The organism is Dysgonomonas sp. PF1-14 (assembly GCF_029892965.1).
GTDB lineage: Bacteria > Bacteroidota > Bacteroidia > Bacteroidales > Dysgonomonadaceae > Dysgonomonas.
The window spans coordinates 47,569-60,890 of record NZ_JARXWN010000020.1; the positions used below are offsets into that span (position 1 = coordinate 47,569).

The window sequence follows — 13,322 nt, forward strand, 5'->3', positions numbered from 1 at the left end:
TATGATTTCCTACTTTAGTGTCATACTACTGGTTGCTATTTCTATAGCCTTGCCTATATATCTTTTGATCGGGCATTTCTTGCAAGGTAGGAAATCTCCGAAAATAGTTCTTGTATTGTCAGCTTTATGTAGCTTTAATGTGATCGCAGCCATATTGCTGATAGCCCTGTTTTCTGAAGGGAGGGATCTGGCGGCAATGGCAGCTATGGCATTATTTATTCTGGCTGCTTTTTTTGTCGTGTTGATCGTATTGATTATGCTTTTCAAGAAGATGAAAGGCCGGGCCAGAGCCGGATATGATGATCTTCCCGATTGAATAAAAATGAGTTGTGAATCCGAAAACCTTATAACTCTGAGTATTATTCCGATAAATAAAATAAGCTCCTCCCCAACCCCTCCAAAGGGAGGGGCTCAATACTATGCCACGAAAAAGGCATTGGAGGTATATCAATTTAGAAAAAATATTCGCTTTGCGCATCCTCCCCTTTTGGAGAGGTTAGGAGGGGTGCCTGGTTTTTTTACTTGCCTATGGCATAGCGAAATCCTACATAAAATTTACGTCCTTGTGTAGGCCCCCATACCATAGTAGCATCGAAATTGTCATCGAACGGGTTTTCGGCTGAGATAATCGGATTCTTCTGCTTGAAGTCGGTAATATTCTCAGCTCCCGCATATACACTCCATGTACGGAAGTTCTTTGTGATCTGCGCATTCAGTATGGTGAACGAGTCGAATGTGGTTTTCCACAGCGGGTTCACAGCATCGGGTGTCGGCATGCGGCCACCACCATTAAACTGAGCGGTGAGGTCGAACACCCACTTTCTCATTTTGGTTTCGTACGATGCTGTAGCAAGTGCTTTGTAATCGCTTACTAACGGTTTCTTCATCAGCTTGTCGCCGTATTGGGTCTTTGCATTCATCCAACGGTATGCGCCGAGTATGTTGAATCCTCTGAACAATGGGTACGACACTTCCACCTGAAAGCTGTTGGCATACGATTTACCGTTGAGATTGTAGAATCTCACAGCATGGGGATCACTGTCTACATCGGTCACCACCTGATTGTCAAAGTCAGTACGGTACCATTCTCCCGATATGGTGAGTTCCTCGCCTTTTACAGGGATATGGAAAGAGACACTAGCACCGTAGTTCCATGCCGATTCCTGTTTCAGGTTTTCCGCTATCTGTATCTTACGGCTGCTGGCAAGGTAGAAACTGTTTTCGGGCATCACAAATACGGTGCGATAGCCTTTTCCGGCAGAAGCCCTCAGATTGACCCAGTCGGCAGGCATATATTTCAGGTGCAGACGCGGAGTGACGAATACCTTGTCGTGCAGGGTACTGTAGTCGGCACGTATTCCGGCCAACGCAATAAACTTATCGTCCTTGTTGAAAGTGTATTGTGCATATCCGCCTGTTGTAGTCTCGTGATCGGGCTGATAGGTCAATGGCTGGTTCAGGATGATAGTCTGGTTGTATTGATCCCAGTTCATACTTAGCCCTGTGCTTAATTGATGCTCTTTACCTAGTTGGGTTTCATACATCAATGAGGCGTACAGATTGCTGCCATACACGTTATATTTTTGCAGTGCATAACGCGATTTCTGATCCTGATACGATCCCGTAAATATCAGGGCGATGTTGCCATTGCGCTCTTCATCGAGTATATAGGAGTTTTTGGTATAGAACTCGCCTCTGTTTGCTTTTACCGATATCTCATACGGATTGTCTTTATTGACGGAAGCATCGTTGAGCGTGTGCATTGTCTGTCCACTGGTACGATAGTCCTGTAAAAAGCGGAATCCGAACTGGGAAGTGTATCTGCCCGACATATAGTGCCAGCGGTTCATTATGTTGAACTGATGCTTTTTAGGCATATCGAGGAAACTGTCGTCGTTGTCGTCATGCGAAGCCTGTTCGTTCGAGTAATGGAGGAATACACCTGTATTGAGCTTATCGTTCAATATGAACGCAGCATCGGCATTGGCTTCGTAGCGTCCGGCATCGCTGGCAAATACATTCAGACTGAGCGGATCGGCACTGTTAGGCTTCTTGTATTCCACATTCATCTGTCCGGTGATGGATTCGTATCCGTTCTTTACTGAGGCTGCCCCTTTCGATATCTGTATGCTTTCCATCCATGGACCGGGTATATAATCGAGTCCGTAGGTAGAAGCAGGGCCTCTGAAGTTAGGATAGTTTTCGGTCAATGTCTGTACGTATGTCCCTGCCAGTCCGAGCAGTTGAATCTGTTTTGCTCCGGTAACGGCATCGCTGAACGATACGTCTACCGAGGGGTTGGTCTCGAAGCTTTCGGAGAGGTTACAGCAGGCTGCACGATGCAGCTCCTTTACCGTTATCTTTTCGGTCTGTAATATCTCTTTACGTGATTTGATGGTTCCGGGAGGTGTCTTTTCAATGACTACTTCGCCCAGCTCATTACTCTCTTCGAGGACAATGTTCTGTATGTCTGCAAAATCGTGGATATGGACTACCTTGTCTTTGAATCCCACATAAGAGATTGCCAGCATGTGGTCTTTATGTGGGGTTCCGGCTATTTCGAAATAGCCTTTGTCGTCTGTTACTACACCGATCTTTGCATTTTCCCATTTGACGGATGCACCTATCAGAGGTTGTTTCTGAGCATCGAATACATATCCTTTTAGTGTCTCTTTGCCGAATGCCAGAGCAGGGAGTAACAGTAGTATAATAAATATCTTAATTGTTTTCATTTGATTTTCAATAATATAGTTTATATAATACAATAATGCTTTATCGCATATCAATACTGATACACAACAAGTAGCGATGTATTAATAAATCAAATGATAAGTACCCGTATGAGGGAGAGGTATTCGCGTGGCGGAATATCCGGAGGGGATTTGAACAGGGAATAATGGTCTGCGAACTCTGTCGTATCAGGCAGGAGCGCTGATGCTAATATAAGCGAATTGTCGGAAATCCATACAACTGGAGTAGCTACATGCGGACGAAACGATGCCGCATCTATGTCTATCGACAAACGTGATGCCTGACAATGTGTTTCGCCGGAGAATGCTGTAGTTTCACACGAATCGTGACTTTCTGCTTCGGTAGCAGCACAACAAGGGGCTGTGGCATCTGTATGTTGTTCATGACTAATAGCACAGCAGGTATGCTGTTGAGCCATAATGAGAGTTTGCCCGCTGCAAGATGCACAGCAATAGTTGATTATAGTTACCCCTGCACCTGTAAAGAAAACGGTTGCGGCAGCTATAACTAGTATTATATTTTGAGCAAATCTTTTCATAATTCTCTGCAAAAGTAAAGAATTGTTCTAAATAACGAGCTATTCAGGACAAGTTTTTAGGATTATTAGATATTCTCCGTATCACAGATTTTTGACCACAGGGTAGTCTATATCGTATTTCTCTTTCATAAAGAGGAAGAACATATACAGCTTGTACTCGAAGTCGAGCCCGTAACTTATATTCGGATCATAATTTATAGGAGCCTCGTATATGTAAGGATTGAATTGAAGCGACTGATTATGGCGGCTGTTCCATGCTGAGACCATAATTGTATTCTTTGTTTTCAGATATGGAACGGAATAGTATTCTTTAGGCAGTTGTGTTTTCAGGAATGTATCATATCCCGCATCGAGGACAGTAATGTCGTATCCGTCTTCATTATCAGCCACCCCGCTGTCCCACCATGTTTTTGTAGTGATAAGGATAACATTAGGCCAAGGTTTGCAAGTATTAGGGGTTATATCCGTCGCTCTAAATTTATAAGTCGACTCTATTGCTGCGAGGTGAATGTATTTATTCTCCAGCGAATCTTCTTCCGGATATCCGTCTATAACAAAGAGTATTCTTTGAGGATGATCTGTCGCAGTAGTCTTTCCGATGAGAGAATCGGCTAGCTGCTGTAAACTGATGAGTTTGTCACTCTGTGCAAATGTGCAGAGGGGTAATATAACTAATAATAAGATGATGGTCTTTCGCATTGCAGTCTGTTTATCAGATTGGTTTCAAAGGTAAAGAAAAATAATATGGCGTGATTGTCTTGGAGATGTATTTTTCTTTTTAAAGTTTATCTATATATCAGTTAGCAGTGACCAGTCAGCAGTTAACAACAAAAAACGATCTTTGACAAGTATGGATTTAAAGGATTAAAATTTAAAACTAAAAGATTGAATTTTTTGTGAGAAATGTCAGGTTTTAGTTAAAATTATTTCACGCGAAGAAGTAAAGGAAAAAATCTAAGATTACATATACTGCGCTCCTGTGACCGCTGGTTGTTAACTGATAACTGTTGGCTGTTAACTGTACAACTTTGTCAGGTTTTAGTTAAAAAAGAAAGGAGACTATAGCCACAGCTACAATCTCCCTATACGATCTTTGAAATATTTATCCTTTCAGTGCTTTATCCATAGCGGCAGCAGCCTTACGTCCGTCTCCCATAGCAAGGATAACGGTTGCTCCTCCACGTACAATATCTCCTCCGGCATATACATCGGCCAGATCGGATTGCATTGTGTCCTGATTGACAATAATTGTTCCCCATTTGGAGATTTGCAAACCTTTAAAAGTCGATGGAATCAGAGGATTTGGCGAAACGCCCACACTGACGATCACCTCGTCTACATCGAACCATTCAGTTGCACCTTCGATAGGCACAGGTTTGCGACGACCTGAAGCATCGGGCTCCCCAAGTTCCATTTTTTGGAGCAGCATCCGTTGTACACGACCATTCTCATCACCCTCATAGCGAACAGGGTTATGTAGGGTATGGAATTCAATTCCTTCTTCTTTCGCGTGTTTTACCTCTTCTATACGTGCCGGCATTTCTTCTTCTGAACGGCGATACACGATCATAGCCCTTTCTGCACCCAGACGCTTAGCAGTACGCACAGCATCCATTGCGGTATTTCCGGCGCCTACGATGGCTACTTTCTTGCCTTTCTGCACAGGAGTGTCACTCTCAGGATTCGAAGCATCCATCAGATTGACACGAGTAAGGAACTCGTTGGACGACATCACGCCTATCAGGTTTTCCCCCGGTATATTCATAAAGTTGGGCAGTCCTGCGCCACTGGCAACAAAGATACCTTTAAAGCCTTCTTCGTGCAGGTCTTCGTATGTTATGGTTTTACCGACTATGCAGTTGTTTATAAACTTAACACCCATCTGGCGAAGTACATTTATCTCTACATCGACTATTTCGTTTGGCAGACGGAACTCAGGAATACCATATTTAAGTACGCCACCAATCTCGTGTAATGCTTCAAATACGGTAATGTCGTATCCCAGTTTAGCCATATCGCCTGAGAAAGACAGTCCGGCAGGACCTGATCCTACTACGGCTATTTTAATGCCATTAGGCTGAGCAAGTTCTGGTATAGCTATCTGTCCGCTTTCGCGCTCATAGTCTGCAGCGAAACGTTCCAGATAACCGATAGCCACAGGCTCTTTCTTCATCTTCTGTATGTAGATACACTTGGCTTCGCATTGTTTCTCCTGTGGGCAGACACGTCCGCATACAGCAGGCAGTGCACTCGTCTCTTTCAGTACCTTAGCCGCTTCGAGGAAGTTTCCGCGCTCTATATTCTTTATGAAAGAAGGTATCTGTATATTTACGGGACATCCTTCCATGCAGGTAGGGTTGGCACAGTCGAGACAGCGCGCTGCTTCATAAACGGCTTGTTCGGCTGATAGTCCCAGATTTACTTCTTCTTTCAGTGTATGGCTTCTGTACTCGGCATCGAGTTCCGGCATGTGTACACGTGGTCTGTCACCGCGTTCTTTGGCTTTCATATTCTTGCGGAGTTCCTCTCTCCAAGCCTCACTCCGGCGTGCCTGTATATATTCTTGTTCTGTCATATTTGGTTGTTGGATGATAGCTGTTAAATTAATTGATGTTAGTTGTATGCTCGTAGTCTCATCAACATTTCATCGAAGTCTACTTCGTGTGCATTGAATTCAGGTCCGTCGACACATACAAACTTCGTTTTACCACCTACTGTGACACGACATGCTCCACACATTCCGGTGCCGTCTACCATGATGGTATTCAGCGACGCTATTGTCGGGATGTTGTATTTCTGGGTAAGAAGGGAAACGAATTTCATCATAATAGCAGGTCCTATGGTTACACACAGGTCTACCTGTTCGCGGTTTATTACCATTTCAATGCCGTTTGTGATGAGCCCTTTGTGTCCGTATGTACCATCATCGGTCATTACTATTACTTCATCCGAATATTCGGCGACCTGTTTTTCCAGAATTACGAGGTCTTTCGTGCGAGCTGCCAGTACGGATATTACTTTGTTACCTGCACGTTTCATCGCTTCTATTATAGGTAGCATCGGGGCTATACCTACACCTCCTCCGGCGCAGATTACCGTACCGTATTTTTCGATGTGGGTGGCTTGTCCGAGAGGTCCTACGACGTCTGTGATGTAATCACCTACATTGAGGTCGCATATCTTACGAGACGAAGCTCCTACTGCTTGTATAACTATGGTTATAGTTCCTTTTGTTAAATCAGAGGCAGCAATGGTAAGAGGAATGCGTTCGCCTTTTTCTCCTACTCTGATGATAACAAAATGTCCGGCTTTACGGCTTTTGGCAATAAGGGGAGCCTCCACCTCAAATTTGACTACATTCTCAGAGAAATACTCTTTGTCTACAATCTTATTCATTAAAAATATCAGTTTAAGATTAGGTATCTATTGTTTGAGTTTAGTTGCATTTTAACTATTGAGATAATCAGAATGACAAAGTTACGACAAAGTTTATATCTAATAGCAACTCGAGCGACTAAAATATCATTAATATTTCTTTGTTTTTATATTTAAACAGAAATACAATGATAGTTGAGATATACTAAAGAAGTCAGACAAACTCCATTGTTTTTCGAATAAAAGCACCCGATATGACAGGGGTGAAATGACAAATAGTAAAATATTTAAGTCGAAAAAAATCATATTTTTTTTAATTCACAAATTTATATTTTATTGATTATGTGGTTTTTATCAGTGTAGTGCCTCTGGAAAAAGTTATATCAGAAATTAAATGATTGCTTTTCTTTTCTCTATGTCCTAGCTTTGTAAAATAAGTAAGGCAACAATATAGCTGTTTGAATTTTCATAAGCCCATTAAACAATATGTATTCGTTTGGTAATCTGAAAAACAATAACCTTGCTATAAGTAATGACAATGACTGGTCTGAAATAACCTTGAGGGCTACAGTGATTGCCTCTGATAGAATAAGGGAGACTGCAACAAAACTGATTCCGTTATTTCTACCTGTACAGATATTTCAGAATGCTTTTGCCCTAAGGATTAGAATATTATCAGTAGAAAAAGTCAATATAAAAATAACGAATGGTGCAGGGGCACCAGTGTATCTTCGCCAATATATACCTAGTTCTGTGGATAATGAACTCAGAATAAGTATTTCAGGTTGGAAATACGGAGATTATAATATTTGCTTTACCAATTCGTCCGGAGTTGCTATTGCAGCAGGAGAATTCAGCATACATTAGATCTAATTAGGCTAAAAGATAATTCCCATACCAGACTTAGCTTATTTACAATTATTAATGGGAAATCTTTTGCAACAGCTACTTGCAAATAGCTATTTTGGAAAGAGTGAATCTTGTAGATTCGCTCTTTCTGCCTTTTAGAAGAAGAATTGTATCCAGCAATAAGATAAGACCGCTATTATAATCCAGAGTAATACGCCTTGCATGAACGTATTGACTCCTGTTTTCTTTACTTCATCTATATTGATAGACGTACCTATAAAGAACAGTGATATCATCATCCCTCTTTTGCCCAGCCAGCTCAGGTGCTGGTTGGTTTCTTCCATTCCGGGTATGTAGTTGCCTATCAGTATAGCTACGACAAACAGAAAAATGAACCAGGGGATATTTATTCTCGAAGTGTTGTTCTTATTGAAAAAGGCAATACACAATGCCAGCGGGATAATCCACAGTGTGCGGGTAAGCTTCACTGTCGTTCCAACCTGTAAGGCTTGCTCTCCGTATGCGGAACAAGCACCGACGACAGAACTTGTATCATGGATCGCTATTGCTGCCCAATAACCGAAATGCGTCTGATCCATATTTAATAAATGTCCTATAGCCGGAAATATGAATAGGGCAACCGCATTCAGTACAAAGATGACTGCCAGCGAAAAGCTGATCTGATTGTTTTTGGCATCTATCACCGGAGCGATGGCTGCGATGGCACTCCCCCCACAAATAGCTGTTCCTCCCGAGATAAGCATAGACGTATTTTTCTCCACTTTGAATAATCGTCCCAGTAGTATGCCACTGATCATGGTTACTGCTACCGACACGATGGTAATCATAAATCCGGTTCTTCCTGTTTGTACTACATCGTGGACAGACATTGCAAATCCCATACAAACAATAGAGCCTTGCAACAAGTATTTAGTCAGCCGTCCTGTTTTTAGAGTCTCATCTCCTTTATAGAAGAAAGCAAGCAGAATACCTAGTAGTAAAGCTAAGGGTGCAGAAAAGAAAGGGAATAAACAGCAGATCGGGATAATGTAGTATAATTTGCTTAAAATCTTTTGCATAACTTTATTGTCCTAACAGCTTGAGAGCCTCATTTTCACACTGAGTCATATAGGCTCTTTCTTTTGGCGTTTTATCATTGATGCCGCAAAGATGCAGGATTCCGTGTATAACAACTCTAAGCAATTCATTATTATAATCGGTTTGGAATTTTTCAGAATTACTCTTTACCGTATCGAGGCTGATGAATATATCACCCGAAATAATATCATCTTCCGTATAATCGAAGGTAATGATATCAGTGTAATAGTCGTGCTGTAAATATTCCTTATTCACTTCCAATATCTTTTCATCGGAACAAAAAATATAGCCAATATCACCGACTTTCTTATTGTGAGTAGCTGCAACTGTTTTTATCCAACTTGTTATTTCTCTCTTCTTGATAGAAGGCATCTTGACTCCTTCGGCATGATATATTACAGGCATAATGTTATGAGATTAGAAGTGAATTTACAAGTGCAAAGGTAACTTTATTTTTAGAGTTAAGTTCTAGAGAACAGACTTAAATTAAGGATAGACTGCAAATCAATTTTAACTAAAACCTCACATTTCTTACAAGTTTATTAGTTTATAGTCCACTAGCTTGCTAGTATTATTTTCTGTTTTTCGTAGGGGCTGATCCGCGTGTCTGCCCGTTTATTTGATCTTCAGGCGAACCCATGGATTCGCCCCTACAAGCTCGTTCCCTTTTGAGGCTCTGCAACCCCCTCTCACTTTGGAGAGGGTCGGGGTGAGGTGAATTTTAACTAAAAACCTCACATTCCTGACAGAAATTCCAATCTTTAAACTCTTAAACTTTTAGAGCCTGTTTAAATTTTACCAAAACATTTTGTTATCGTCCTTTTTTCGTTCATTTTCAGTCTCTTTTTGTCCGATTTTCCCCTTTCTTCAGCTTGAATAGCCCGCTATTCGCGCTTCAGATAAGAAAAAATCATTCCAAAAATAGTTCTGAAAACCTAAACGAATAAAATTTAAACAGGCTCTAGATCGTATGTTATTTCAAAGACCACTTTCTCTATAGATAAATCTTTTCATTTTCCCTATATCTGTCCTGAGTCAGTAGATGCGAAACTCACCTATCGGTTATAGATAAAACTTATACGCACATAAACAAACACTATTCCGTATCGTGTCAAACTATAAGAATATTCTTATAACTTTGGGCTATTATAAAGATTAACTAATAATTTCATCATTATGAAAAACATTGCAAGAAAAACATTGGATGAGTTCATCATCGAAAGACAAGAGGACTTTAAGTACTCTACAGGTGAGCTTTCGCGTCTTCTCAACTCAATTCTTTTGGCAGCCAGGGTAGTGAGCTATAAGGTCAATAAGGCCGGACTGGTAGATATATTAGGGGCTGTAGGTACAACCAATGTACAAGGTGAAGATCAGAAGAAATTGGACGTGTATGCCAATGATGTATTTATACAGACTTTGGTAAACAGGGAAATAGTATGTGGTATAGCATCCGAAGAAAACGACAATTTCATTACCATACAAGGATTGGACGAAGGCCACAATAATAAATACGTAGTATTGATGGACCCCCTTGACGGATCGTCGAACATAGAAGTAAATGTTTCAGTTGGGACAATTTTCTCTATCTATCGCCGTATTTCGCCGATCGGCTCACCTGTAACGATGGAAGATTTCCTTCAGCCGGGAGTCAATCAGGTCGCAGCCGGATATATCCTATACGGAACATCTACCATGATTGTATATACTACCGGACGCGGAGTGAACGGATTTACATTGAATCCGGCAATCGGAAGTTTCTATCTGTCGCATCCTGATATGAGATGCTCTAAAAATGCTAAAACATATTCCATCAATGAGGGTAATTATGTACATTTCCCTCAAGGTGTGAAAGACTATATTAAATACTGTCAGGAAGAAAAGGATGAACGCCCTTATACAGCCCGCTACATCGGAAGCCTTGTTTCCGACTGTCACCGCAATCTGATAACAGGCGGTATCTATCTTTATCCGTCTACGCATAAAGCGCCAAAAGGAAAGCTCCGTCTGCTATATGAATGTAATCCGATGGCATTTATTACAGAACAGGCCGGAGGTAGTGCCACAGATGGTAGAAACAGAATTCTGGAGTTGCAGCCTACCGAGCTTCATCAACGCACACCGTTCTATTGCGGAAGTGCTAATATGGTAGAAAAACTCAAAGATTTCATTGCTCAGGCAGACGAAAAAGAAACTAAAAAATAGAAAAAGATAAGCTCCCGCAACAAATAAAGAATTGCGGGAGTTTTTATTTAGAGTCTGTTTAAGAATCTGTAGTAAATATTTTGGTAAAATTTAAATAGACTCTTAAACAGACTCTTATATTTGTATAATATAGGATGAACCTTAGCAGACATCAAACGGATTTGATTCTGCCTTCGGCTTTCACTATATTTGTGTCAATAACAGATTTGCTATGATAGAACTGGAATTTAATTTGAATGAAGAAGATCATTTGAATCTTCAACTTTATGCTGCTTCACAGAACCCCCTCATCAAAAAACAACGGAAAAGGAGGGCATTTCTAATATCAGGACTCTTTGTCCTTTTTGGTATTGTTTCTTTTTATTCCCTGTCGTCTTATGCCGGATGTATTTATATTGTACTGGGGGTTATATTTTTTATCCTTTATCCGTTCTATTCAACTTGGCTTTACAAACGTCACTTCAAGCGTCATGTAAAACAATATTACGATCAGGCAGCAAGCAATCATATTTCGATGAAGATAGATGATGAAAATATAATGACATACGATGCTAAGGGAGAAAGTACAATAAAAATAAAGAGCCTGATTGAAATTATAGAGATCAGCGACTATTTCTATTTACAGCTTAGTAAGGCAGCATACCATGTAATCCCAAAGAAGAAGATTAATTCTGTGGAATTGTTGCGTCAGCACTTAATAAAATGTGCAAATGCCTATAATATTCCTGTAACTATCGATCTCAATTGGAAATGGAAGTAAAGCCTGAATCCGTCACACTGGAATACGAACTTACTGCAGATGATTTTCTGAATCTTCAACTATATTATGCGTCGACAGACGAAGCAGCAAGAAAACAGCGCAAAAAAGAAAAATACAGGATGCTCGGTTTGTCTGTTCTTTGTGGTCTGATATTGCTGTTCGAAGGAGATTACCGTATCTATTCATATCTCTTCTTAGGGTCGGCACTATTGTTTTTTCTTGTCTATCCATGGTGGTCTGCATGGTTCTATAAACGAATGTATAAGCGGCAGATAGCCGAAACTATGAAAGAGAGTTTTCCACATGCTACAAAACTTTTATTGGATGCCGGCGTTATAGATGTCGATACTAAAAACGGATACAGCCGTTTTACTGCATATGATGTGAAATCAATAACCGAAACAGGAGCATACTTTTTTATAACAATGTCTCAGTTTATTACAGTTATTATCCCTAAGAGCAGAAAGGATAATACGACAACAGAGGAGGTTGAAAGCCTGTTGAGGGCATACGAAGCAGATTATAAAGTTCCGTATAATAAAAATATAGACTGGAAGTGGAAATAGCAAAGTTTTAGCATATTTCACATTTTAGTTAATAATTTTAGGCAAAAATGTAATCTCTAGTTTGCATTTTTAGTACATTTGTACCGGCAAAAATTAGGAGAACTTTATGATCTTCGTGACTATAACCTGAAATAACAACAAGTATATTATATATCATGGAATTAATAAAACAAATCGTAGAAAGGGCTAAATCGAACAAACAACGCATTGTTTTGCCCGAAGGAACAGAAGTAAGGACTATTAAGGCTGCCGATCAATTGATTGCGGACGGTGTTGCCGATATTATTCTAGTTGGGGATACAAAGGAAATCAAAGACCTGGCGGCAAGCCTCGGATTGAAAAATATAGATAAGGCGACAATTGTTGATCCTGCGGGTTACGAAAAGAAGGAAGCCTATACCAATCTCCTTTTTGAATTGCGGAAAGCTAAAGGAATGACCATCGAACAAGCTGCCAAGCTGGCAGAAGACCCTTTGTATATAGGATGTCTGATGATTAAAAACGGTGATGCCGATGGTGAAATAGCCGGAGCACAGAATACAACAGGTGATGTACTTCGTCCTGCACTCCAGATTATAAAAACGGCACCCGGAATCAGTGTTGTATCAGGAGCTTTTTTGATGTTCACTACTCAGAAGCAATACGGAAAAGACGGACTACTGGTAATGGCAGATTGTGCTGTAACTCCCGATCCTACAGCCTCTCAATTAGCTGAAATTGCTGTTGCAACAGGCAACACAGCGCGTGCACTTGTGGGCGAAGAACCACAGGTTGCTATTCTTAGCTTCTCTACAAAAGGAAGTGCTAAACACCCGTTGGTAGATAAAGTGATAGAAGCTACACAACTTGCACAGAAAATAGATCCTACCATGAATATTGACGGAGAACTACAGGCCGATGCTGCTCTCGTTCCGGCTGTAGGCAGCCAGAAAGCACCGGACAGTAAAGTTGCAGGTAAGGCAAATGTACTTGTATTCCCGTCACTCGAAACGGGTAATATTGCTTACAAGCTCGTGCAGCGTCTTGGTGCAGCCGAAGCCGTTGGCCCTATCCTTCAGGGAATGGCCGCTCCGGTACACGACCTCTCGCGTGGCTGTTCGGTAAGCGACGTTTACAATATGGTGGCTATTGCAGCAAATCAGGCTATTGCAGCTAAAAACAGATAATAAAATAATTATGA

General features: G+C 40.9%; 13 protein-coding genes. 6 read left to right on the forward strand and 7 right to left on the reverse strand.

The annotated features are described in order from the left end of the window. Window position 1 precedes the first annotated feature (1 nt). On the forward strand, window positions 2–316 hold the full coding sequence (locus tag M2448_RS18150; RefSeq protein ID WP_280647560.1) for a hypothetical protein: 315 nt from the start codon (window positions 2–4) through the stop codon (window positions 314–316). Window positions 317–518: 202 nt separating this feature from the next. Here M2448_RS18150 and M2448_RS18155 read toward each other — a convergent pair whose 3' ends face one another. The 5 genes from M2448_RS18155 to M2448_RS18175 all read right to left on the reverse strand — a co-directional run bounded on the left by M2448_RS18155 (window position 519) and on the right by M2448_RS18175 (window position 6,685). Further along, complete coding sequence (locus M2448_RS18155) at window positions 519–2,732, reverse strand: TonB-dependent receptor (protein WP_280647561.1); 2,214 nt, start codon at window positions 2,730–2,732, stop codon at window positions 519–521. A gap of 89 nt (window positions 2,733–2,821) precedes the next feature. Then, window positions 2,822–3,289: a hypothetical protein gene (locus tag M2448_RS18160; protein WP_280647562.1), complete on the reverse strand. Its 468-nt coding sequence runs from the start codon at window positions 3,287–3,289 to the stop codon at window positions 2,822–2,824. An 81-nt stretch (window positions 3,290–3,370) separates the two neighbouring features. Beyond that, the gene (locus M2448_RS18165) at window positions 3,371–3,988 is read right to left on the reverse strand and encodes a DUF6146 family protein (protein WP_280647563.1); all 618 of its coding nucleotides are present in this window, start codon (window positions 3,986–3,988) and stop codon (window positions 3,371–3,373) included. 403 nt (window positions 3,989–4,391) lie between these two features. Then, entirely contained in the window at window positions 4,392–5,864 is a 1,473-nt protein-coding gene (gene gltA, locus M2448_RS18170) for an NADPH-dependent glutamate synthase (protein ID WP_280647564.1), read from the reverse strand. Window positions 5,865–5,902: 38 nt separating this feature from the next. Further along, window positions 5,903–6,685 carry a sulfide/dihydroorotate dehydrogenase-like FAD/NAD-binding protein gene (locus M2448_RS18175; protein ID WP_280647565.1) on the reverse strand — a complete coding sequence of 261 codons (783 nt, stop codon included), beginning with the start codon at window positions 6,683–6,685 and terminating at the stop codon, window positions 5,903–5,905. Window positions 6,686–7,150: 465 nt separating this feature from the next. Here M2448_RS18175 and M2448_RS18180 point away from each other — a divergent pair, with 465 nt between their 5' ends. Then, entirely contained in the window at window positions 7,151–7,531 is a 381-nt protein-coding gene (locus tag M2448_RS18180) for a DUF3244 domain-containing protein (RefSeq protein WP_280647566.1), read from the forward strand. Between the two features lie 137 nt (window positions 7,532–7,668). Here M2448_RS18180 and M2448_RS18185 read toward each other — a convergent pair whose 3' ends face one another. Both M2448_RS18185 and ybeY read right to left on the reverse strand, forming a co-directional pair. Continuing rightward, entirely contained in the window at window positions 7,669–8,592 is a 924-nt protein-coding gene (locus M2448_RS18185; protein WP_280647567.1) for a putative sulfate exporter family transporter, read from the reverse strand. 4 nt (window positions 8,593–8,596) lie between these two features. Further along, on the reverse strand, window positions 8,597–9,016 hold the full coding sequence (gene ybeY / locus M2448_RS18190; RefSeq protein WP_280647568.1) for an rRNA maturation RNase YbeY: 420 nt from the start codon (window positions 9,014–9,016) through the stop codon (window positions 8,597–8,599). Window positions 9,017–9,787: 771 nt separating this feature from the next. Between ybeY and fbp the strand changes: the two genes are divergently transcribed. The 4 genes from fbp (at window position 9,788) to pta (ending at window position 13,308) form a co-directional block, all read left to right on the forward strand. Continuing rightward, window positions 9,788–10,816 (forward strand): class 1 fructose-bisphosphatase, encoded by a 1,029-nt coding sequence (gene fbp, locus M2448_RS18195; RefSeq protein ID WP_280647569.1) that lies wholly within the window; start codon window positions 9,788–9,790, stop codon window positions 10,814–10,816. A gap of 211 nt (window positions 10,817–11,027) precedes the next feature. Further along, window positions 11,028–11,576 (forward strand): YcxB family protein, encoded by a 549-nt coding sequence (locus M2448_RS18200; RefSeq protein ID WP_280647570.1) that lies wholly within the window; start codon window positions 11,028–11,030, stop codon window positions 11,574–11,576. After that, window positions 11,567–12,142, forward strand: a complete 576-nt coding sequence (locus tag M2448_RS18205) for a YcxB family protein (protein WP_280647571.1) — start codon at window positions 11,567–11,569, stop codon at window positions 12,140–12,142. Before M2448_RS18200 ends, M2448_RS18205 begins: the two co-directional genes overlap by 10 nt. 155 nt (window positions 12,143–12,297) lie before the next feature. Then, complete coding sequence (pta, locus tag M2448_RS18210; protein WP_280647572.1) at window positions 12,298–13,308, forward strand: phosphate acetyltransferase; 1,011 nt, start codon at window positions 12,298–12,300, stop codon at window positions 13,306–13,308. Window positions 13,309–13,322: the final 14 nt, after the last annotated feature.